The sequence below is a fragment of the Actibacterium ureilyticum genome (assembly GCF_002285435.1).
Lineage (GTDB): Bacteria > Pseudomonadota > Alphaproteobacteria > Rhodobacterales > Rhodobacteraceae > Actibacterium_C > Actibacterium_C ureilyticum.
The window spans coordinates 543733-565613 of sequence record NZ_NSBT01000026.1 but is presented as its reverse complement, the minus strand read 5'-3'; the positions used below and the strand labels follow the sequence as shown (position 1 = coordinate 565613).

23 protein-coding genes and 1 tRNA gene are annotated in these 21881 nt (G+C 65.6%); 13 read left to right on the top strand and 11 right to left on the bottom strand.

Annotation, left to right across the window (positions count from 1 at the left end; genetic code table 11):
• On the bottom strand, positions 1–486 hold the full coding sequence (locus CLM60_RS11450) for a flavodoxin family protein (protein WP_095589259.1): 486 nt from the start codon (positions 484–486) through the stop codon (positions 1–3).
• Positions 487–770: 284 nt separating this feature from the next.
• Between CLM60_RS11450 and CLM60_RS11445 the strand changes: the two genes are divergently transcribed.
• The 5 genes from CLM60_RS11445 (at position 771) to CLM60_RS11425 (ending at position 5860) form a co-directional block, all read left to right on the top strand.
• A complete protein-coding gene (locus tag CLM60_RS11445) occupies positions 771–2525 on the top strand; it encodes an acetolactate synthase 3 large subunit (protein WP_095589258.1) in 1755 nt (584 codons plus the stop codon).
• A gap of 34 nt (positions 2526–2559) precedes the next feature.
• Positions 2560–3825: a glycosyltransferase family 87 protein gene (locus CLM60_RS11440; RefSeq protein WP_176473860.1), complete on the top strand. Its 1266-nt coding sequence runs from the start codon at positions 2560–2562 to the stop codon at positions 3823–3825.
• A gap of 15 nt (positions 3826–3840) precedes the next feature.
• Entirely contained in the window at positions 3841–4401 is a 561-nt protein-coding gene (gene ilvN / locus CLM60_RS11435; protein ID WP_095589256.1) for an acetolactate synthase small subunit, read from the top strand.
• Positions 4402–4493: 92 nt separating this feature from the next.
• The gene (locus tag CLM60_RS11430; protein WP_095589255.1) at positions 4494–5648 is read left to right on the top strand and encodes an aromatic ring-hydroxylating oxygenase subunit alpha; all 1155 of its coding nucleotides are present in this window, start codon (positions 4494–4496) and stop codon (positions 5646–5648) included.
• A complete protein-coding gene (locus CLM60_RS11425; protein WP_095589254.1) occupies positions 5645–5860 on the top strand; it encodes a hypothetical protein in 216 nt (71 codons plus the stop codon). Before CLM60_RS11430 ends, CLM60_RS11425 begins: the two co-directional genes overlap by 4 nt.
• 63 nt (positions 5861–5923) lie before the next feature.
• Here CLM60_RS11425 and CLM60_RS11420 read toward each other — a convergent pair whose 3' ends face one another.
• Positions 5924–6157 carry an EF-hand domain-containing protein gene (locus CLM60_RS11420; protein ID WP_095589253.1) on the bottom strand — a complete coding sequence of 78 codons (234 nt, stop codon included), beginning with the start codon at positions 6155–6157 and terminating at the stop codon, positions 5924–5926.
• 240 nt (positions 6158–6397) lie between these two features.
• On the opposite strand from CLM60_RS11420, the gene CLM60_RS11415 reads away from it, so the two are divergent.
• Entirely contained in the window at positions 6398–6916 is a 519-nt protein-coding gene (locus CLM60_RS11415) for an RNA polymerase sigma factor (protein ID WP_176473859.1), read from the top strand.
• Here the strand turns inward: CLM60_RS11415 and CLM60_RS11410 are convergent.
• The 3 genes from CLM60_RS11410 to CLM60_RS11400 are packed head-to-tail and all read right to left on the bottom strand — an operon-like array spanning position 6908 to position 9201.
• On the bottom strand, positions 6908–7621 hold the full coding sequence (locus tag CLM60_RS11410) for an RlmE family RNA methyltransferase (RefSeq protein WP_095589251.1): 714 nt from the start codon (positions 7619–7621) through the stop codon (positions 6908–6910). The genes CLM60_RS11415 and CLM60_RS11410 overlap by 9 nt on opposite strands.
• The gene (locus CLM60_RS11405; protein WP_095589250.1) at positions 7622–8089 is read right to left on the bottom strand and encodes a phage tail protein; all 468 of its coding nucleotides are present in this window, start codon (positions 8087–8089) and stop codon (positions 7622–7624) included.
• Entirely contained in the window at positions 8089–9201 is a 1113-nt protein-coding gene (locus tag CLM60_RS11400; RefSeq protein ID WP_095589249.1) for a Ppx/GppA phosphatase family protein, read from the bottom strand. Before CLM60_RS11400 ends, CLM60_RS11405 begins: the two co-directional genes overlap by 1 nt.
• 259 nt (positions 9202–9460) lie before the next feature.
• Between CLM60_RS11400 and CLM60_RS11395 the strand changes: the two genes are divergently transcribed.
• The 6 genes from CLM60_RS11395 to CLM60_RS11370 all read left to right on the top strand — a co-directional run bounded on the left by CLM60_RS11395 (position 9461) and on the right by CLM60_RS11370 (position 15457).
• Positions 9461–9757 carry a virulence factor gene (locus tag CLM60_RS11395; RefSeq protein WP_095589248.1) on the top strand — a complete coding sequence of 99 codons (297 nt, stop codon included), beginning with the start codon at positions 9461–9463 and terminating at the stop codon, positions 9755–9757.
• 26 nt (positions 9758–9783) lie between these two features.
• On the top strand, positions 9784–10713 hold the full coding sequence (locus CLM60_RS11390; protein ID WP_095589365.1) for a methylenetetrahydrofolate reductase: 930 nt from the start codon (positions 9784–9786) through the stop codon (positions 10711–10713).
• Between the two features lie 6 nt (positions 10714–10719).
• On the top strand, positions 10720–11379 hold the full coding sequence (locus CLM60_RS11385) for an HAD family hydrolase (RefSeq protein WP_095589247.1): 660 nt from the start codon (positions 10720–10722) through the stop codon (positions 11377–11379).
• Positions 11376–12536 (top strand): methyltetrahydrofolate cobalamin methyltransferase, encoded by a 1161-nt coding sequence (locus CLM60_RS11380; protein ID WP_095589246.1) that lies wholly within the window; start codon positions 11376–11378, stop codon positions 12534–12536. Before CLM60_RS11385 ends, CLM60_RS11380 begins: the two co-directional genes overlap by 4 nt.
• A gap of 112 nt (positions 12537–12648) precedes the next feature.
• Positions 12649–13275 carry a DUF6778 family protein gene (locus CLM60_RS11375; RefSeq protein WP_245848373.1) on the top strand — a complete coding sequence of 209 codons (627 nt, stop codon included), beginning with the start codon at positions 12649–12651 and terminating at the stop codon, positions 13273–13275.
• Positions 13276–13417: 142 nt separating this feature from the next.
• Positions 13418–15457 carry an ASKHA domain-containing protein gene (locus CLM60_RS11370; RefSeq protein ID WP_095589245.1) on the top strand — a complete coding sequence of 680 codons (2040 nt, stop codon included), beginning with the start codon at positions 13418–13420 and terminating at the stop codon, positions 15455–15457.
• Positions 15458–15503: 46 nt separating this feature from the next.
• Here the strand turns inward: CLM60_RS11370 and CLM60_RS20670 are convergent, their stop codons facing one another.
• Positions 15504–15959, bottom strand: a complete 456-nt coding sequence (locus CLM60_RS20670) for a hypothetical protein (RefSeq protein WP_141246498.1) — start codon at positions 15957–15959, stop codon at positions 15504–15506.
• Positions 15960–16154: 195 nt separating this feature from the next.
• Here CLM60_RS20670 and CLM60_RS11365 point away from each other — a divergent pair.
• Positions 16155–16228 (top strand) — tRNA-Gly (locus CLM60_RS11365).
• Between the two features lie 115 nt (positions 16229–16343).
• Here the strand turns inward: CLM60_RS11365 and pgi are convergent.
• The 5 genes from pgi to CLM60_RS11340 all read right to left on the bottom strand — a co-directional run bounded on the left by pgi (position 16344) and on the right by CLM60_RS11340 (position 21750).
• The gene (gene pgi / locus CLM60_RS11360) at positions 16344–17975 is read right to left on the bottom strand and encodes a glucose-6-phosphate isomerase (protein WP_095589244.1); all 1632 of its coding nucleotides are present in this window, start codon (positions 17973–17975) and stop codon (positions 16344–16346) included.
• A 1-nt stretch (position 17976) separates the two neighbouring features.
• Positions 17977–18651 (bottom strand): 6-phosphogluconolactonase, encoded by a 675-nt coding sequence (gene pgl, locus CLM60_RS11355; protein ID WP_095589243.1) that lies wholly within the window; start codon positions 18649–18651, stop codon positions 17977–17979.
• Positions 18648–20102: a glucose-6-phosphate dehydrogenase gene (zwf, locus tag CLM60_RS11350; protein WP_095589242.1), complete on the bottom strand. Its 1455-nt coding sequence runs from the start codon at positions 20100–20102 to the stop codon at positions 18648–18650. The genes pgl and zwf overlap by 4 nt, the downstream gene beginning before the upstream one ends.
• A gap of 97 nt (positions 20103–20199) precedes the next feature.
• Complete coding sequence (locus CLM60_RS11345) at positions 20200–21153, bottom strand: agmatinase (protein WP_095589241.1); 954 nt, start codon at positions 21151–21153, stop codon at positions 20200–20202.
• A 12-nt stretch (positions 21154–21165) separates the two neighbouring features.
• Positions 21166–21750: an HNH endonuclease gene (locus CLM60_RS11340; RefSeq protein WP_095589240.1), complete on the bottom strand. Its 585-nt coding sequence runs from the start codon at positions 21748–21750 to the stop codon at positions 21166–21168.
• Positions 21751–21881: the final 131 nt, after the last annotated feature.

Sequence of the window (21881 nt, the reverse complement as noted above, 5' to 3'; positions counted from 1 at the left end):
TCAGAACACGCCCATCGCCAGCCCCGCCGCCAGCGCCTGACCCAGATCGCGACACCGCGCCAGATCGGCATCCGGGATCACCTTGTCGGCCAGGATCGCCTCGGCGCTTTGGGCATGGGTGCAGACGATCAGCGGCGGCTGCACCTCTTTCAGCCGCCAGCCGGTGGCGATCCGCGCCAGTTGCCGCGCGGCGCCCGCGCCATCGGACCCCGCACAGATCATCTGGGCATAGGGGCGCCCCTCGACCCGGCCCAGGACGGGATAATAGCAGCGGTCGAAAAACTCTTTCATCAGCCCCGACAGCGCGGCCAGGTTTTCCGGCCCGCAGAACAGATAGCCATCGGCGCGCAAAAGGTCCTCCGGCCCCGCCGCATCGGCCGTTCGCAGCGACACGCCGCATTCCCCGCGCGCCGCATCCGCCGCCGCCTGCGCCATCTGGCGGCTGCCGCCGGTGCGCGAATGGTAAACGATCAAAAGCTCTGTCATCGCGGGCCACTATGGGCACCCGCCGCCATTTGCGAAAGAAGATTCCAAAATCTATGCCGATTGCGAACTTTTCTCCAGAATGCGTGTTGACGCCCCTTTCGGCCCTGCATAAAGTCCGCCCACCTGAAGGAAGGAATCTCGGGAATGAACGGCGTTGTCGTACTTGTAGGGAATTGGCGCATGGGCCGGTAACGGTTTACCCAAAAGGTTTCCCATGCGCCCCCGATTGACCCCGGGGGTTTTTTTATGGCCGAAGCAGGCCCGCGCGAAGCACGGAGAGAGAGATGACACAGGCGATGACCGGTGCGAAAATGGTGGTTCAGGCCCTGAAGGATCAGGGGGTCGAGGTGGTCTTTGGCTACCCGGGCGGCGCCGTGCTTCCGATCTATGACGAGATCTTTCAGCAAAACGATATCCGCCACATCCTGGTGCGCCACGAACAGGGCGCGGTTCATGCCGCCGAAGGCTATGCCCGGTCGACCGGCAAGCCCGGTGTCGTTCTGGTGACCTCGGGCCCCGGGGCCACGAATGCGGTGACCGGCATCACCGACGCGCTGCTGGATTCGATCCCGCTGGTCGTGCTGACGGGCCAGGTGCCCACCTTCATGATCGGCACCGATGGCTTCCAAGAGGCCGATACCGTCGGCATCACCCGCCCCTGCACCAAGCATAACTGGCTGGTCAAGGAAACCGACAAGCTGGCCGCGACCCTGCACGAGGCGTTCCACGTCGCCACATCCGGCCGCCCCGGCCCGGTGCTGATCGACATCCCCAAGGATGTGCAGTTTGCCAGCGGCACCTATACCCCGCCCAACGGCGCGGGCCGCAGCCATTACCAGCCCAAGGTCAAGGGCGACATCGACACGATCACCCAACTGGTCGAGGCGATGGAAAAGGCCGAACGCCCGGTGTTCTATACCGGTGGCGGCGTCATCAACTCTGGCCCCGCCGCCAGCCAGCTGCTGCGCGAACTGGTCGAGGCGACGGGCTTTCCGATCACCTCGACCCTGATGGGGCTGGGCGCCTATCCGGCGTCGGGCGACAAATGGCTGGGCATGCTGGGCATGCATGGCCTGTACGAGGCCAACCTGGCGATGCATGGCTGCGATCTGATGATCAATATCGGCGCGCGGTTCGATGACCGGATCACCGGGCGCATCGCCGATTTCAGCCCCAACTCGATCAAGGCGCATATCGATATCGACCCCAGCTCGATCAACAAGGTGATCCATGTCGACATGCCGATCATCGGTGACGTGGGCCATGTGCTGGAGGACATGCTGCGGATCTGGAAATCGCGCGGGCGCAAGACCAACAAGCCGGGCCTGAAGAAATGGTGGGGCCAGATCGACGCCTGGCGTCAGGTCGATTGCCTGTCCTTCGACCCGTCGCCCAAGACGATCAAGCCGCAGCACGCCCTGCAACGGCTGGAGGCGCTGACTAAGGACCACGACCGCTACATCACGACCGAGGTCGGCCAGCACCAGATGTGGGCGGCACAGTTCCTGGGCTTCGAGGATCCCAACCGCTGGATGACATCGGGCGGCCTGGGCACGATGGGCTATGGCTTCCCGGCGTCGATCGGGGTGCAGCTGGCCCATCCCGAAAGCCTGGTCATCAATGTCGCGGGCGAGGCATCGTGGCTGATGAACATGCAGGAAATGGGCACCACCGTGCAGTATCGCCTGCCGGTGAAACAGTTCATCCTGAACAACGAACGTCTGGGCATGGTGCGCCAGTGGCAGGAGCTGCTGCATGGCGAACGCTATTCGCACAGCTGGTCCGAGGCGCTGCCCGATTTCGTGAAACTGGCCGAGGCGTTCGGCGCCAAGGGCATCTATTGCGACAACCCCGACGATCTGGACGACGCGATCCTGGAGATGATCAATCACGACGGGCCGGTGATCTTCGACTGTCTGGTGGAAAAGCACGAAAACTGCTTCCCGATGATCCCGTCGGGCGAGCCGCATAACAAGATGCTGCTGGGCGACGCGTCCACCTCGGATGTCATCGGGTCCTCGGGCGCGGTGCTGGTCTGACCATGACCCCGCAGGGCGCAGCCAGCGCGGCAAGATGACCCCACAGGCCGACATAACGCGCGGCGACCTGCGCCTTGCGCCGTTCGACACGGAACGGGCCCGCAGCCTGTGCCTGTTCGTGGCGCTGGCGACGCTGGTGTTCTTTGCGGGCTATGTCTATGGCGCGCTGGACCAGGCGCGCGCCGAGGGCAACCCGGCGGTCGCCAATGATTTCCGCGTCTTCTGGGCGGCGGGCAAGCTGGCGCTGGCGGGGACGCCGCTGGATGTGTTCGACAACGCCAAACTGGCCGCCGTTCATGCCACCGAAACCCACCGCTGGATGCCCTGGCTTTACCCGCCGGGCTATCTGCTGGCGGTCACGCCGCTGGGCGCACTGCCCTATGCGGTGGGCTGGATCGGGTTCAGCCTGATGTCGCTGGTGGTTCTGGGCTGGGCCTATCGCCCGTTTGTGGCGACGGTTCCCGCGCTGTGGCTGGGGCTGACCCTGGCGCCAACCTGTCTGGCGGCGCTGTTTACCGGCCAGAACAGCCTGTTGTGGCTGGCCGCGATGCTGGCGACGCTGGCGGCGCTGCGGGCCGAACGCTGGGTGCTGGCTGGGATCATCATCGGCCTGATGACGCTGAAGCCGCAGCTTGGCCTGCTGATCCCCGTGGCGCTGCTGGCGATGGGCGCCTGGCGGACGATTGCCACCGCGACCGCCACGGCGGCGGTTCTGGCCATCGGGCCGACGCTGATCTATGGCGCGGATTACTGGTGGAAGCTGAAGGACATGATGGCGGCCCATGGCGCGCGCGTCTTTCAGGCGATCGACAGCGTGCCCGCCATGGTCAGCCCGTTTTCGCTGCTGACCAGCCTGGGGCTGAACCCGGCGCTGGCGCTGAACCTGCAATGGGCGCTGACGCTGGCGCTGATCGTCATCGTCTTCCTGTGCTGGCGGACCCCGCGCTGCAGCTTCGATCTGAAGGCCGCGGTGCTTCTGATGGCGACCGCGCTGGCCACACCCTATTTCTGGGTCTACGAAAACGCCTGTCTGGCGGCCGTGGCGCTGTTCATGCTGCGCGCGGGCGTGCTGGACGGCCGCCCGGCGGGGCTGGCGCTGTTTGGGCTGCTTTGCGCCGGATCGGGTCTGACCACGGTGGTCAACACGATCTTTGCGTCCGAAAACACGATCCCGGCCCGCTATCTGATCACCCCGGTGATGCTGTTTGCGATGTTCCTGTGCGCCCGCGCGGTGCTGCGGGACATGCAGGCTTCCACACCGGCCCCCGAAACACGGGCCCGGCCCGAACCAGAGCAATGAAACGAGGACAGAGACATGTCGCCACTCCAGATCCAAAAAGGCACGTCGCGCCATTCCGCCTATGACCTGCGCGATCCGCATTCGGATGTCGAAGAGGTGCACACACTGGCGGTGCTGGTCGATAACGAGGCCGGCGTGCTGGCCCGCGTGATCGGGCTGTTTTCGGGGCGCGGCTATAACATCGAAAGCCTGACCGTGGCCGAGGTCGACCACGAGGGCCACCTGAGCCGCATCACCATCGTCACCACCGGCACGCCTGCGGTGATCGAACAGATCAAGGCCCAGCTGGGCCGGATCGTGCCGGTGCATGATGTGCATGACCTGACCGTCGAAGGCCCCGCGGTGGAACGCGAACTGGCTCTGTTCAAGGTCAAGGGCAGCGGCGACAAGCGGGTCGAGGCGCTGCGCCTGGCCGATATCTTCCGCGCCAATGCGGTCGACAGCACGCTGGAAAGCTTCGTCTTCGAGCTGACCGGCACCAGCGCCAAGATCGACGCCTTCGCCGAGCTGATGCGCCCGCTGGGCTTGATCGAGATGGCCCGCACCGGCGTCGCCGCCCTGTCGCGCGGCGTCTGAAACCGACCCGCGCCGCCCCGGACAGGTCGCTGTGGGACAAGAAGCGCCGCCCGCGCGGCCCCTAGGCTGGTCACCAGAACCACAGGTGACCCATGCCCGACACATCCCGCAGCGACGATCTGGGCGCGGTCCGGCAGCCGGTAAACCGCGCCCGCGGGCTGCCCAACGCGCATTACACCGACCCCGCCACCTTTGATCGGGAACGCACCGCGCTGCTGTTCGGCGCCTGGGCGGGGCTGGACGTGGCGGCCGCCATCCCCGAACCGGGCGACGCGAAACCGGTGGATTTCCTGGGCGTGCCACTGCTGCTTGTCCGCGACAGGGCGGCCCGGGTGCGGGTGTACCAGAACACCTGCCGCCATCGCGGGATGATCCTGGTCGACACGCCCCGCCGGGTCGAGGGCGCGATCCGCTGCCCCTATCACAGCTGGTGCTATGGCACCGATGGCCGTCTGGTCGCGACCCCGCATGTGGGCGGCCCGGGCCGGAACATCCACCCCGATATCGACCGCGACCAGCTGGGCCTGATCGAGATCCCGTCCCATGTCTGGCGCGACGTGATCTTCGTGAATGTCGACGGCACCGCCCCGCCGTTCGAGGTCGCCATGGCCGATGCGATGACCCGCTGGGCCGATTTCGACCGCCCGCTGCACCATGGCGGCGCGGGTTCGCAGTTCGACCTGCGGGTGCGCTGCAACTGGAAACTGGCGGTCGAGAATTACTGCGAAAGCTATCACCTGCCCTGGGTGCATCCCGGGCTGAACAGCTATTCCCGGCTCGAGGATCACTATAACATCGAAGCGCCCGGCGCCTTTTCCGGTCAGGGCACACGGGTCTATCGCCAGCTGACCGGCGCGGAGGGCGGCACATTCACCGATTTCGCGGACCTGTCCGCGCAATGGGACACCGCCGCAGAATATCTGGCGATCTATCCCAATGTGCTGATGGGGGTGCATCGCGACCATGCCTTCGCGATCCTGCTGATGCCCCAGGGCCCCGAGGAAACGCTGGAACAGATCCACCTGTATTACGCCACACCGGACGAGGACCCGGCGCTGAAACACGCCAACAGCGCCCAGTGGAAAACCGTGTTCAAAGAAGACATCTTCGTGGTCGAGGGGATGCAGCGCGGCCGTCACGGCCCGCATTTCGACGGCGGGCGGTTTTCGCCCGCGATGGATGGGCCGACCCATTGCTTTCACGCCTGGGCGGCAGCGCGCATCGACGCCCATCGCGACGGGGCATGAGCCGGGCGCTGGATCAGGCCATTCTGGACGCCCACCGGGATCGCGACCGCAGGGCGCTGGTCACACTTTACACCGAAGCAGCCCAGGCCGCGCCCGACGCCGATGCGCGGGCCTATTTCCTGACCTTCGCCTATGTCTATGCGCTGGAAACCGGTACGCCCCAGGCCGGGGCGCTACATGCGCGGCTCAGAGGGTTGGGGAGAGAGACCTGAGCCGCGCAATAGAAGAAGGCCCCGTCTGGGGGGCGGGACCTTCTATCCCTGTCGCGACAGGGATCAGCCGTTGGCGGGCACGAGGCCGGCCTCGACAGCGGCTGTCAGCTCAGACTCGCTGACCATGCCATCGGCATCGGTGTCGATCGTGGCAAAGGTTTCCGCGGTCGTGTCGGGATAGACCGCCAGCATCTCTTCGAAGGACACGCTGCCATCGCCGTCGGCATCCAGCGTTGCCGCCGATGCGGTCACGGCAGTTGCCAGCAGGGCTGCGGTCATAGCGATCATGGATTTCATATCTCAATCTCCTGTTTCAGGTTGAGAAGACGGGAAAACCCGCGCCTTCAGGAAACAAGAGCGCTCAGCGGGCCGAAAAATCCCGCCGCCGCGGCCCGCGCCGCGAACGCGCGGCGCCTTGCCGAAATGGCGAATGCGGGCGGGCGGCTTCCCGCCGGGATTGCACAGAATTTGTGCAGACCCCCTTGCCGCCCGCCGGGCCGATGCAGACATTCCCCCCACGCGCGATTGGAGGGTATCATGACCCATGACGCCGAGGCGCTGATGCGTCTTCTTCCGGATCTGCAGAAACTGGCCCGGATCCTGGCCCCGGACCGCGACAGCGCCGATGACCTGATGCAGGACGCGCTGTTGCAGGTGCTGCGCCAGATCGATCGCGGCGCGCCCATCGGGGCGCTGAGGCCCTATGTGATGACGACCTTGCGCAATGCCAGCCGCCGCCCGTGCCAGCGCGACACGCCGCTGGACCAGGCCCCGCCGGTCGCGACGCCGGGCGCCGCCCTGCCCCGCATCGCCTGCGCCGAGGTTCTGGCCGCCATCGACCGGCTGCCGCCGGAACAGGCGGTGCTGCTGCGCGCGTGGCTGGACGGGGCCGACAGCTATGCCGCGCTGGCGCAGCGGATGCATCTGCCGGTGGGCACCGTCACCTCGCGGCTGGCGCGGGCGCGGGCACGGCTTCGGGCGGAATTCGACCTGCCCGATGGCGGCGCGGTACAGGCGCTGGTCGAACCCGACCCGGCGCCCGCCACATCACGCTGAGGGCAGATCGCGAAAGCCCGTGGCGACCACGAATTTCTCCGAACTGTCCGACCGGCTGGCGGGCGGCTTGACGTTGGCGACCTTGGCAAAGCGCTGTTTCAACAGCTTCTGCAACTCGCCCTCGGCCCCGCCGGCCAGCACCTTGGCCACGAATGTGCCGCCCTCTTCCAGCACGTCGAAGGCGAAATAGGCCGCGGCCTCGCACAGCGCGATGATGCGCAGGTGGTCGGTCTGCTTGTGACCGGAACTGGCGGCGGCCATGTCGCTCATGACCACATCGGCCTTGCCGCCCAGCCATGCCTTGACCTTCTCGTCGGCGTCGTCTTCCATGAAATCCAGCTGATGGGTCTCGGCCCCGGCAATCGGTTCGACCTCTTGCAGGTCGACGCCCAGAACGGTACCCACGGCCTTGCCCGGCTTTTCGCCCAGGGCATTCACCCGCTTGACCGCGACCTGACACCAGCCGCCGGGCGCACAGCCCAGATCGACCACCCGCGCGCCGGGCACCAGAAAGCGGTACTTGTCGTCCAGCTCCAGGATCTTGAACGCCGCGCGCCCGCGATAGCCCTCGGCCTGGGCGCGTTTCACATAAGGGTCGTTCAACTGCCGTTCCAGCCACCGGGTCGAGCTGAGCTTGCGCCCCCGCGCCGACTTCACCTTGACCCGCAAATCGCGCTGTCCGCGCCCGGATGTCTTCTTTGTCATCTATCCGCCCCGGCCGTTGACGATCGTCAGCCCCTCATGGGCGATCTCGATGCTTTCAACGGCAATCTCGTTGCCTTCGGCCTTCAGGTCGGTGCCCGTCACCTTGACCGGGAACGCATTGTCGACCTGCCAGACCATTGTCGGACTGCCCCTTTCATCCATCAGGGAAATGGTCAATGCCTTGCGTTTGATCCTGTTCATCTTGATGTCGGCAAACCAGTCGAAAATCGCGGCACCCCTGGTGCAGATCCCGCGCCTCATCGTGAGGTTTCCGGATTGCTTCATCCCGGGCATCCTGACCTTGGAAAACGCCGGCGCATCGCCTGCGCGGTATTCTACCGGATGGCTCTCAGCGTCCAGCCCGCTGACCTCGCTGAACTGCATTTCGACATCATCCCAGGACACGACGAAATGAAATCTGGGCTTGGGCCAGACCGGCGCGGCCTGCGATGTCCCGTCATCGCCCATCAGAACGGCCCGTCCTCCAGCACGCCATCGGCGGTCATCTGGGCGTAAAGCAGCCCCTCGCGCAGGCCGCGATCGGCGACCGACAGGCGGTCGGTGGGCCAAACCCGCATCAGCGCCTGAAGGATCGCGGCGCCCGACATGATCAGCGCATGACGGTCGCGCCCGATGCGCGGGTCGTTGCGCCGCCCCTCGGGGCCCATCATCAGGTAACCGCGGATCACCTGGTCGATCTGGTCGCTGGTCATGCGCAGCCCATCGACCTTGTTCCGATCATAGCGTTTCAGCCCCAGATGGCTGGCGGCCACGGTGGTGACGGTGCCGCTGGTGCCGATGATCTGGAACCCCTCGCGCGCCTGTTCATGGGCGTAAGGAGAGAAATCGGCCAGGTTCTCCTCGAAAAACCAACTCATCAGGGCAAAGCGGGCCGCGTCATCCTCGACATCGCGGAACTGGTCCTTCAGCGTCGCCACACCCAGCGGCACGCTGATCCAGTCCACGACCTTGGCGGCGGGAAACGGGCTTTCGGGCGGGTGGAACCCCGCATGCAGCCGCATGATCGCGCGCGGGCGGTCGGAACGCGGCACCGCGCTCAGGTCGATCCAGACCAGCTCGGTCGAGCCGCCGCCGATATCGACCACCAGCAACTGTTCGGTCCGCGTGCTCACCAGCGGCGCACAGGACACCACGGCCAGGCGGGCCTCTTCCTCGGGCTCGATGATGTCCAGCTGCAGGCCGGTCTCGCGCTTCACCCGGTTCAGGAAATCGGCCGAGTTACGCGCGCGCCGACAGGCCTCGGTCGCGACAAGGCGCATCCGCTTGACCCGGTGCTTTTCCAGCTTGCCACGACAGATCCGCAAGGCCTGAACCGAGCGTGAGATCGAGGTCCGGCTCATCCGGCCGGACGTTTCCAGCCCCGCGCCCAGCTGGACCGAGCGCGAAAAGCTGTCCACCACATGAAACTGACTGCCCTTGGGTTGGGCGATCAGCATGCGGCAACTGTTTGTGCCCAGATCCAGCGCGGCATACAGTTCCGCCGGATCGGGGCTTTTCGGTGCAGGGGTCTCAACCGGTTTCGGGAACGCGCCCGCACCTTTGGGACGCTTGGGCGCCATTGTCACGCCCTCCATCTGAACTTGGGATAAAGAGTAATCTCGGATACCGGTTCTGACAAGGGCGCGCGCCGCCGATCCCGGCATTCTGCATAATGATCTTGAGAAGATTTCAGCCCCCCGCATCTGGCCGCAGCGGCGCAACTGGCTTAGGTCTGGGCGCGCGAAACGTCGCAGGATCGCGTTATGATGTCGAAATCCGTCACCGCGCACGGACCGACGGCGCGTAGAAAGCAGAAACGGAAACCAAAGGAATCAGCCCATGCCCGATGTCACGATCGTCTATTGGCGCGACATCCCCGCGCAGGTCATTGTCGGCAAGGGGCGCCGTGGCACCAAGCGGGTGCTGCCCGAACGGTTCGAACAGGCCATCGACCGCTGCGCGATGAAGGTCGGCGCACGCGACACCGATGCCTATCTGGCCGAATGGCGCAAGGCCGCCCCGGTCAGTATCGAGGGCGAGGACGCGGCGGTGGCCGATGCCGAAGCCGCCCGGCTGGACCGCGAGTTCGACGATGAGCGGCTGAAAGCGCTGATTGCCAATTCCGGATGGACGTGACTTTTCGCAACCTATTGGAGACCACGATGGCTCTGCTGCAGTTCAAGAAACGCGATGATGGCCCCGCGCCGCGCAGTGGCGCGGTCGAGGCATTTCTGGATGGCTATTCGATCGAAGTGATGCCCCGCACCGCGCAAAAGGTCGAGGATTTCCGCGAACTTCTGCCCGCAGGAACCCGCGTCTATATCGCCCATATCGAGGGCACGGATATCGCCGACATGGTCGCCACGGCCAAGCGGTTGGCGGGCGAAGGCTATGCGGTGATGCCGCATTTTCCGGCACGGATCATCAAGGACGCGGCGACGCTGGAAAACTGGATCGCCATGTATCAGGGCGAAGCGGGCGTGACCCAGGCGCTGCTGCTGGCCGGTGGCGTCGCCCAGCCGCACGGGGATTTCCACAGCTCGATCCAGCTTCTGGAAACCGGGCTTTTCGACAAGGCGGGCTTCACCCGGCTGCATGTGGCGGGCCACCCCGAGGGCAACAAGGATATCGACCCCAAGGGCGGCGACCGGAACGTCATGGACGCGCTGCGCTGGAAGCAGAAATTCAGCGATACCACCGATGCACAGATGGCGCTGGCCACCCAGTTCGCGTTCGAGGCCAAGCCGGTCATCGCCTGGGCCGACCGCCTGCGGGCCGAGGGCATCGACCTGCCGATCCATATCGGCGTGGCCGGTCCCGCCAAGCTGCAGACGCTGGTCAAATTCGCCATCGCCTGCGGTGTCGGCCCCAGCCTGAAGGTGCTGCAGAAACGTGCGCGCGACGTGACCAAGCTGGTCCTGCCGTTCGAGCCGACGGAATTCGTCGCCGATCTGGCCGCGCACAAGGCCGCCAACCCCGATTTCAACATCGAACGGGTGCATTTCTTCCCCCTGGGCGGCATCAAGACCAACGCCGCCTGGGCCATCGAACATGGCGGGGCCTCGGCCGTGCCCGCGGCACAGGCGGGCTGATCCATCATGCCCGCGCTGCTCTTTGATCTCGATGGCACGCTTCTGAATAGTGACCCTATTCACGAAGCCGTCTTTCGCGATCTGTGGACCGCGCGCGGGCTGCGCATGGATGACGGGTTTTACATGAACCACGTCCACGGGCGGCTGAATGTCGATATCTTCCGGCAGTTCCTGCCCAATGAGCCCGACCCCCAGGCCCTGTCCGAGGCGAAAGAGGCCGAGTTCCGCCGCCGCCTGCCCCGCCCCTATCCGGCGATGCCCGGCGCGCCCGCGTTTCTGAAGCGCGCGGTCGAAAGCCAATGGCCCGTGGCGGTGGTCACGAACGCCATGCGCCCCAATGCCGAGGCGATGCTGACCGCGACCGGCCTGCGCGCCCATGTGGAGACATTGGTCATCGGCGAGGAATGCGCGCGCGGCAAGCCCGACCCCGAACCCTATCTGACCGCCATGCGCCTGTTGGGCGTGGCCGCGACCGACTGCATCGCGTTCGAGGACAGCCCCTCGGGCATCCGCGCGGCCCGTGCGGCGGGCGCGCTGACGGTCGGCATCCGATCGTCGCTGGACGATGGCGCCCTGCTGGACGCAGGCGCGCATGTGTCGATCCGCGATTTCACAGACCCCGCCTTGCCGGACATCCTGGCAAGCCATGAAGGAGCCCCCCAATGACCCGCACCGTCGTCGAATCCAAGACCCAGACCGTCACCATCGGCTTTGACGAGCCGTTCTGCGTGATCGGCGAGCGGATCAACCCCACGGGCCGCAAGAAACTGGCCGCCGAGCTGGAAGCGGGCGATTTTTCCACCGTCGAGAAAGACGCGCTGGAACAGGTCGCCTGTGGCGCGCAGGTGCTGGATGTGAATGCCGGCGTAGTTTACAACTCGAACCCCAACCCGAACGAGACCGAACCGCCGCTGATGCGCCAGATGATCGACCTGGTGCAGGGTCTGACCGATGTGCCGCTCTGCATCGACAGCTCGGTCCCCGGCGCTTTGGAAGCGGGGCTCGAGGCCGCGCAGGGCCGTCCGCTGCTGAACTCCGTCACGGGCGAGGAAGACCGGCTGGAACTGGTGTTGCCGCTGGTCAAGAAATACAACGTCCCCGTGGTGGCGATCAGCAATGACGACACCGGGATCTCCGAAGACCCCGATGTGCGCTTTGCCGTCGCGAAAAAGATCGTCGAACGTGCCGCCGATTTCGGCATTCCCGCCCATGACATCGTGGTCGACCCGCTGGTGATGCCCGTGGGCGCGATGGCGACGGCGGGCATTCAGGTCTTTGCGCTGGTGCGCCGCCTGCGTGACGAGCTGGGCGTGAACACCACCTGCGGTGCGTCGAATATCAGCTTCGGCCTGCCCAACCGGCACGGGATCAACAATGCGTTTCTGGCCATGGCCTCGGCGGCGGGCATGACCTCGGCCATCATGAACCCGGTGGCGATGCCCAAGACCCAGAAGATGGTCGGCGAACGGCTGGACGCGCTGAAGGCCCTGGGCGTCACCGCGCCCGAGGATGTGGACCTGGCCGCGCTGGCGCCGCTGCTGGGCATGGCCCCGGCCGAAGATCTGGTGCGCGAACGCCTGGCGCGGCTGGCCGATATAGGCATCGCCGTGCCCGAGGGTATCGAGATCGCCAAGATCGCCCCGCTGCTGGGCCTGTCGCCCAAGGTCGGCGTCGCCTCGGACGAGGTGCTGTCGATCCGCGCGGCCGATTTCCTGATGGATCACGACCCGTCGGGCGGCAACTGGATCCGCCTGAACAAGGCACCCGCCGCTGGGGGCGCGGGCGGTGGTCGGGGCGGTCGCCGCCGCCGCCGGTCGGCCTGAACACCACAGAATCGCCACAGGCCGTTCATAAACTGCTATGGAAATCCGGTTTAGATTGCCGCGCCTGTAACGGCGCCCTAGGTAGCGGGGCGTGAATTGAGGGAGATCTGGAATGCTTGGCTTGCGTAAAATCCTGGTGATCGGTGTCACCTTGGGAACGGTTCTGGCGGGATGCACCGAATTCGGCGGCACCTGGCGGACGCACTATTCCGACGTGATCGACCCCGCCGTGTCCCGCACCTGGCGGGTGGTGGATGTCGATGTGCGCGTGCCCGAGACCCTGACCGTGTCCGAGGCCAACACCTATGCCCCGCGCGCCGATATCGTCTGGCGCGGCGAGCCGCGCGGCAACCGCTATGAACAGGTCGACCGGATCATGACCGAAGCCGCGACCGCCGGTGTCCGGGATCTGCGCGGATCGCGCCCGGTGCGGCTGGTGATCGTGATGTCGACCTTCCACGCGCTGACCGAGCGCGCACGCTACGGGCTGGACCATACCGGTGTGCACAATATCCGCTTTGCCGCCCAGATCTTCGACGCCCGCACCGGCGCGCCGCTGACCCCGACCGATGCTATCGACGCCGATCTGATCGGCTATGTCGGCGATGACGCGATCGAGGCCGAGGCGCGCGGCGAAACCCAGCGCGTGCGGATCGTGAAGCATGTGACCGAAACCATCGCGGGATGGGTCGGCAGCGGCCCCGATGTGCGCGGCAGCTTCAATCGCGGCGGCATCTGACCCGCGCCCCTGACCACCGGCCCCGGCGCCCCCGCGCCGGGCCACCCGCGCCCCACCCCGGACCGGCGGCGGCGCGTCCGCGACGGGCCGCAGCGCCCACCCACAGCACCGCAGATCCCGCCTGACAAGGACCAGACCCGCCATGCCAGCCACCGACGCATTGGTCATTTTCACCCCTTCGGGCAAGCGCGGGCGCTTTGCCATCGGCACGCCGGTCCTGACCGCCGCGCGGCAGTTGGGCGTGGATCTGGATTCCGTCTGCGGCGGGCGCGGGATCTGCTCCAAATGCCAGATCACGCCCGCCTATGGCGATTTCCCGAAACACGGAATCACGGTCGCCGATGACGCCCTGTCGGAATGGAACAAGGTCGAGGCGCGCTATGACGAGAAACGCGGGTTGAAACCCGGCCGCCGCCTGGGGTGCCAGGCCACGGTGCAGGGCGATGTGGTCATTGACGTGCCGCCCGAAAGCCAGGTCCACAAACAGGTGGTGCGCAAGGCCGCCGCCGCCCGCGCCATCACCATGGACCCCGCCACGCGGCTCTATCTGGTCGAGGTGGCGGAACCGGATATGCACGACCCCTCGGGCGATCTGGAGCGTCTGCGCGCCGCGCTGGCCGACCAATGGGATGTGACCGGCATCACCGCCCCGCTCTCGGTTCTGTCGCAGCTGCAACCGGCCCTGCGCAAGGGCAAATGGCAGGTGACCGTCGCCGTCCATCACGACCACACCGGCGCCGCGCCGCGCCTGATCGACATCTGGCCGGGCTTTTACGAGGACGGGCTTTACGGGCTGGCAATCGATCTGGGCTCGACCACCATCGCCGCGCATCTGACCGATCTGGTGACCGGACAGGTGCTGGAAAGCTCGGGCATCATGAACCCGCAGATCCGGTTTGGCGAGGATCTGATGAGCCGCGTTTCCTATGCCATGATGAACCCCGGCGGCGATGCCGAGATGACCGCCGCCGTGCGCGCGGCGCTGAACGACCTGACATCGGCGCTTGCCGAAACCGCCGGGATCGACCCGCGCGCGATTGTCGAACAGGTTTTCGTCTGCAACCCGGTGATGCACCACCTGCTGCTGGGCATCGACCCGGTCGAGCTGGGCCAGGCGCCGTTCGCGCTGGCGACCTCGGGTTCGCTGTCGCTGGCGGCGGCCGATCTGGGGCAGACCACGCTGAACGCCAATGCGCGGGCCTATATCCTGCCCTGCATCGCGGGGCATGTGGGGGCCGATGCGGCGGCGGTCGCATTGTCCGAAGAACCCAACAAATCCGACGACTTGGCGCTGATTGTTGATGTTGGCACCAATGCCGAGATCCTGCTGGGCGACCGGGAAAAGGTGCTGGCCTGTTCCTCGCCCACCGGCCCGGCGTTCGAGGGCGCGCAAATCAGTTCCGGCCAGCGCGCCGCCCCCGGCGCCATCGAACGGGTGGAGATCGACCCGGTCACGAAAGAGCCGCGCTTCCGCGTGATCGGCTGCGATCTGTGGTCCGACGATCCGGGCTTTGCCACCGCCACAGCGGTCACCGGCGTCACGGGCATCTGCGGCTCGGGGATCATCGAAGCCGTAGCCGAAATGCGCATGGCGGGGCTGGTCGACCCCTCGGGCCTGATCGGCAGCGCGGCCCAGACCGGCACACAGCGGTCCGAGCCCGAGGGGCGCACGCATGCCTATCTGATCCATGACGGCAGCGCCGATGGCGGCCCGCGCATCACCGTGACCCAGGGCGACATCCGCGCGATTCAGCTGGCGAAATCCGCGCTTTATGCCGGGGCGCGCCTGCTGATGGATGTGCGCGGCGTGGACAAGGTCGACCGCGTGGTGCTGGCCGGGGCCTTTGGCGCCCATATCAGCCCCAAACACGCGATGGTGCTGGGCATGATCCCCGATGTGCCGCTGGACAAGGTCATCAGCGCGGGCAATGCCGCCGGAACCGGCGCGCGCATCGCGCTCTGCAACCGCGCCGCCCGGGCCGAGATCGAGGCGACCGTCGCACAGATCCACAAGATCGAAACCGCCATCGAGCCGAAGTTTCAGGAGCATTTCGTCGCCGCCAATGCCCTGCCCCATGCGACCGACCCGTTCCCGGAACTGGCGCAGGTCGTGACCCTGCCACAGGTCAGTTTCAACACCGGCGGCGAGGATGGCGGCCGGCGCCGCAGACGGAGGGGCTGAGGCGTGCTTGCCACAGTGTCCCGAATGACCCTGCCGCGGTCAAACGTCAGTTACAGACCACATGGACCGCATATTTCGGGAAGGCACCGTTTGAATTGCGCCTTGTCCAGACGTCACCGCTTGTTGCACAGCCGCTATTGGCCTGAACCGATGCAAGAGCCTGCGCCGACAAATTGGGCTGACCGCGCAGGCTGAACGGAATGCCTCGTTGCTCCAGAACCGCGAATGTATACCCGCGACTGTTGACGATCCGCATGTACATGACGCGATCTGCCACCTGAACAGGTGTGTGACGTCTGGAAGAACCGATGCCGAAAGCCGACTCGGCCGCTCTTCTGATCGCGGCCCGATCCGTAGCCTTGGCAACCTGGATTGTTCTGGAGACGGGCTGGGCCAGGACCTCGCCGCTATAAGGGCCGAAACCAACGCCTTTTTTTGATCCGCTTGACGCGGAAACACAGGCTGACAAGAGAACAGGCAACAGAAAGAACAGGCGCTTCATCCAAGATATCCAATTTCCAAATGCGAACACTCGGATGCTATTTGCTGAATAGGTCAACAATGCGTCAAAAATGGCGGTAATGTTTGGATCATTGGCCAAGCTGACGACAGCAGACCTGAGCACCCCGTGATGATGATTTGAGGTATCAACACGGCTTGACCCCATGTCGGAGCGGACGTAAACACACACTCCAGCGCGGGTATGGTGAAAAGGTATCACGCGAGCTTCCCAAGCTTAAGTTACGGGTTCGATTCCCGTTACCCGCTCCATCAGCTATCCAGACGTGAACGAAAATGCCACGCGCGCTGCGCGTGACGCGTTTTTGTTGGCCGCGCCAGGGCGCGGCGGTGCCTCCGGCGGGAGTATTTGCGCCAAGAAGAAGGGTCAGTTGGCGCCGAAATCCTTCAGCTCGGCGCCGTAATGGGACTGGATGAAATCGACCAGCGCGGTGGTCGAGCCGTCCTGCGGTGCGGTGCTGTCGCCAGCGATGACCGGTTCCAGCGCCTTGGCCAGTTCCTTGCCCAGTTCCACGCCCCATTGGTCGAAGGAATTGATGCCCAGGATCACGCCTTCGACGAAGACCCGGTGTTCGTAAAGCGCGACGATGCGGCCGAAGATCTCGGGCGTGAGCTGTGGGTAGATCAGCGTGGTCGAGGGGCGGTTGCCGGGGAAGACGCGGTGGCGGGCCTGGCGTTCCAGCTCGTCGCCGGTCAGGCCTTGGGCCGCCATCAGGGCGCGGGCCTCGTCCAGGCTGCGGCCCTGCATCAGTGCCTGGGACTGCGCAAGGCAGTTCGACACCAGCAGCCGGTGGTGGCGCGAGCGGCCCAGTTCGTTTCCCTCGGCCGCGACCAGGAATTCGCAGGGCACGACCTGCGTGCCCTGGTGGATCAGCTGGTAAAACGCGTGCTGGCCATTGGTGCCCGGCTCGCCCCAGACAACGGGGCCAGAGGGGACATCCAGCGTGCGGCCATCCATCGCCACGCGCTTGCCATTCGATTCCATTTCCAGCTGTTGCAGATAGGCCGGAAGCCGCGCCAGCTGCTGATCATAGGGCAGCACGGCGCGGGTGGGATAACCGCAGAACTGCCGGTGCCACATGCCCACCAGCGCCAGCAGCACGGGCAGGTTTTCGGCGAAGGGCGCGGTGCAGAAATGGCGATCCATCGCCTCGGCCCCCGCCAGCATGGCGCGGAAATTCTGCGGCCCCACGGCCAGCATGATCGGCAGCCCGATGGGCCCCCACATGGAATAGCGCCCGCCGACCCAATCCTCGAACCCGAAGACGCGGCCTGGCGCGATGCCGAAAGCGGCGGTCTTGTCGGCCGCCGTGGAGAGCGCCGCGAAATGCGCGCCCGGATCCTCCACCACATCGGCCAGCATCGCGCGGGCGGTGGCGGCGTTTGTCATGGTCTCGATCGTGGTGAAGGTTTTCGAAGCGACGATCACCAGCGTCCGGCTCAGGTCCAGACCGCGCATGACCTGTGCGATATGCGCGCCATCCACGTTCGACACGAAATGCACGCGCGGCCCGTCGGTATAGGAGGCCAGCGCCTGGCACGCCATCACCGGGCCCAGATCCGAGCCGCCGATGCCGATATTGACCACATCCGTGATGGTGCCGCCGGTGACGGTGAACGTGCCCGAGCGGACATCGTTCGAAAACGCCTCCATCCGGTTCAGCGTGTCCCAGACGCCGGGCATCACGTCCTGGCCATCGACCACCACCGCCCCTTCGGAGCGGCGCAGGGCGGTGTGCAGTACCGCGCGCCCCTCGGTATCGTTGATCTTTTCACCCGCGAACATCGCATCGCGCTTTTCTGCCACCCCGCGCTCGCTGGCCAGCGCGATCAGCAGCTCCAGCGCGTCCTGATCCAGGTTGGTTTTCGAGAAATCGAACAACATGTCGTCCAGACGGGCGGAAAACGCCGCCGGGTGGTCGGGGTCGTCGAACAGGTCACGGATATTGCGGGGTTCGGCGGCCTGCGCCGCGGTCAAAAGCTTGGTCCAAATCGTCATTTCATTCTGCCCAATGTACGGTCGCGGCATTCAATACGGTCATAATGGGCGCCTGTGAAGGATCGGCGACAGCGCGTGCGCGGTCCAGCGCCGCGCGCTTGTCGGCCCCGGTGATCACGATATGGGTCGAAACGGCGCCGCCCAGCACCGGCGCGGTCAGGGTGACGCGCGGTTCGGGCGCGCCGGGGGCGCGCATCGCCATCAGGATCGGCGCATCGGACGCCAGCGCCTCGGCCAGACGATCCGCGCCGGGAAAGAGCGAGGCGGTGTGCATATCCGCCCCCATCCCCAGAAGCAGCACGTCGATGGGCAAGGCCGGCGCGATGGCATCGGCCAGCGCGGGAAGCGCGTCTTCGGGCGTGGGCGCATCAGCATAAAGCGGGATCAGATGCGCCGCCGCCGCGCGGTCGGTCAGCAGGCGTTCGCGCAAGAGCCGGGTGTTCGACCGGTCCGAGCTTTCGGGCACCCAGCGTTCATCGGTCAGCATCACATCGACCCGGTCCCAATGCAGGTCGACGGCGCAAAGCGCGTCGAAGATCGGCCCTGGTGTGGTGCCGCCGGGCACCGCCAGCGTCGCCCGGTCCTGATGGCGCAGAACCGCCGTCAGCTCGCCCGCGATGATGCCGGCCAGGTCGATCATCATCGCCTCGCGGTCGGGATATTCGGTCAGGTTCATGCCTTGACCTCGCGCCAGCGGCGGCCGTCGCGATGCATCAGCATCAGCGCATCCTCGGGGCCGGAGCTGCCGGGATCATAGCCGCGCGGGATGTCGCCGCGTTCCTCCCAGCCGTGGATGACCGGGTCGGTCCAGGCCCAGGCGGCCTCGACCTCGTCCCCGCGCATGAAAAGGGTCTGGTTGCCCCGGATCACGTCCATGATCAGCCGTTCGTAAGCGTCGGGGATATCTTCGGCATCCGGTCCCAGCGCCTCTTTGAAGGACATGTCCAGCGGCACCTCGACCAGGCGCATGCCGCCCGGGCCAGGTTCCTTGATCGTGACGCGCAGGTTGATGCCTTCGTTCGGTTGCAGGCGGATGACCAGCACATTGCCGCGCCGTCCTTCCTGCGGGCCGAAGATGGAATGCGGCGGGTCCTTGAACACCACCGCGATCTCGGATGTGCGCGCCCGCAGGCGTTTGCCCGTGCGCAGATAAAACGGCGTGCCCTTCCAGCGCCAGTTCGACAGATGCACCTTGAGCGCGATGAAGCTTTCGGTGCGGCTGCTGCGGTCTTCGACATCGGCCAGGTAGTCGGCGTGATCCTCGTCCGCACCATATTGGCCGCGCACGATCTCGGCCGGTTCCACCGGGTCCAGCGCGCGGATCACCTTCAGCTTTTCGTCGCGCACCGCGTCGGGGTCGAAATGGCTGGGCGGTTCCATCGCGATCAGGCACAGAAGCTGCATCAGGTGGTTTTGCACCATGTCCCGCATGGCACCCGATTTGTCGTAATAGGCCCCGCGCCCGCCCACGCCCACGGTCTCGGCCACGGTGATCTGGATGTGGTCGATATACTGGGCGTTCCACAGCGGTTCGAACAGGATATTGCCGAAGCGCACCGCCATCAGGTTCTGGACCGTTTCCTTGCCCAGGTAATGGTCGATGCGATAGATCTGCCCCTCGTCGAAATGGCGGGCCAGGGTCTCGTTCAACTCGCGGGCCGAGGCCAGGTCATGGCCAAAGGGTTTTTCCACCACGATCCGCGCATCGGCATCGGCCATGCCGTAATGGTGCAGCCGGTCGGCCAGATCGCCGAAAAGCCCCGGCCCGACCGAGAAATAGAACGCATGCACGACCTTTTTGCGCAGCTTCTTGGCCAGTTCCGGCCAGCCCTGATCGCCGCGCGCATCGACGGTCACATAGCTGAGCCGGTCCAGAAACGCGTCGATCTGATCGGGGATCTGGATTTCGGGCGATCCGAATTCATCGATCGCGGCGCGCACGAAATCGCGAAACTCCTGATCGTCATGTTCGGACCGGGCGGCGGCGATGATGCGGGCCTCGTCCGGCATCTGTCCTGACAGGAACCGCCGATAAAGCCCGGGCAGGATCTTGCGGCGGGCCAGATCGCCCGTGCCGCCGAAAATCACCAGATCGAACGGATCAACCGGTATGACGCGTGAAACCATGAGCCTCTCCGGAGGGTTCTGTTAGCGCTAACGGGCGCTTCTTACCCGGCTTTTCCCGGCCAGTCTAGCACGGGCAGGCCCGGCAACAACAAAAAGCTCAGCCCGCGGCCATCACGCATAACAGCTCGAACAGGATCGACACCCCCAGAAACGCGGTGTTGCCCGACGCGTCGAAGGGCGGCGAGACCTCGACCAGATCGGCGCCGATGATGTTCAGCCCGGCCAGTTCGCGCACGACCTGCAACGCCTGGAACGCGTTCGGGCCGCCGACCTCGGGCGTGCCGGTGCCCGGCGCAAAGGCCGGGTCGACGAAATCGATGTCATAGGAGACATAGGTCGCCCCCTGCCCCGCGATCTCGCGCGCCTCGGCCATCACATGGGCGATGCCACGGTCGAAGAATTCCTCGATCGGGATCACGCGGATGCCCACGTCGCGGGCGAAATCGCGGTCCTCGAAATCATAGACCGTGCCGCGAATGCCGATCTGCACCACGCGGGCGGGGTCCAGCAGCCCCTCTTCGACCGCGCGGCGGAAGGGCGTGCCGTGAGTGTACATCTGGCCGTTGAAATAGGAATGGAACAGGTCGGTATGGCTGTCGAAATGCACCATGCCCACCGGCCCGTCCGCCGCCAGCGCCCGCAGCACCGGCAGGCTGGTCAGGTGGTCGCCGCCCGCTGTCAGGGGGCGGATGCCCGATTGTTTCACTTTCGCATAGAATTCCGTGATCCGCGCCAGACTGTCCTGAATGTCGGCCGGGTTTGGCCCCACATCGCCCAGATCGGCACAGTTCAGCGCCTCGAACGGGCGCACGCCGGTCGCGCCGTTGCCCGCGCGGATCATCGTCGACATGTCCCGCAGCTGTCGCGGCCCATGGCGCGGGCCGGGCCGGTTGGTGGTGCCGCTGTCCCAGGGCACACCGATCAGGCCGATATCCACATCGCCGATACGCGGATGATCCAGCGGCACATGCGGCAACCGCATGAAGGTCGGCACACCGGCAAAACGCGGCAACTCGAACCCGGAAACGGGGGTGAAGAACGGGTCGCTCATGCGCGTGTCGCCTCAGGCATCCAGCTCGGCGTCCCAGTACAGGAAATCGACCCAGCTGTCGTGCAGATAGTTGGGCGGGAATTTCCGCCCCATATTGCGCAGCTGCTCGGCGCCGGGCTGGCGCGGCGGCTTGCGCAGGGCCATGCCCACCTGCCGCAGGCTTTTCGACCCTTTCTTCAGGTTGCAGCGCGAACAGGCCGCGACCACGTTTTCCCAGCTGGTCACGCCGCCCCGCGCGCGCGGCACCACATGGTCAAAGGTCAGATCGCCCTTGGCCCCGCAATACTGACAGGAAAATTCATCCCGCAAGAACAAATTAAAGCGCGTGAAGGCCACGCGCTTTTGAGGTTTGACATATTCTTTCAGGACAACGACCGAGGGGATGCGGATTTCGGTCGTCGGACTTCGGACCACCTGATCGTATTCGGCGACGATATCCACCCTGTCCAGCCAGGCCGCCTTGACCGCCTCCTGCCAGGGCCAGAGCGACAGGGGGTAATAGGATAAGGGGCGGTAATCCGCATTCAGCACCAGCGCCGGGTGATGTTTCAACCCGCCCGGTTCCCGCACGAAACTTGTCCTGAAATCGCCGTCCATCTTGAGTGACTCCGCCTTCGCCCTGACTGCCCGTTTTATGACACCAGGGCGGGACGACCCGCCCCAGCATACCGATAACTATATATGGCGTCGGTCGTCTGACAACCCCACACATCCGGTATATTTGCCGC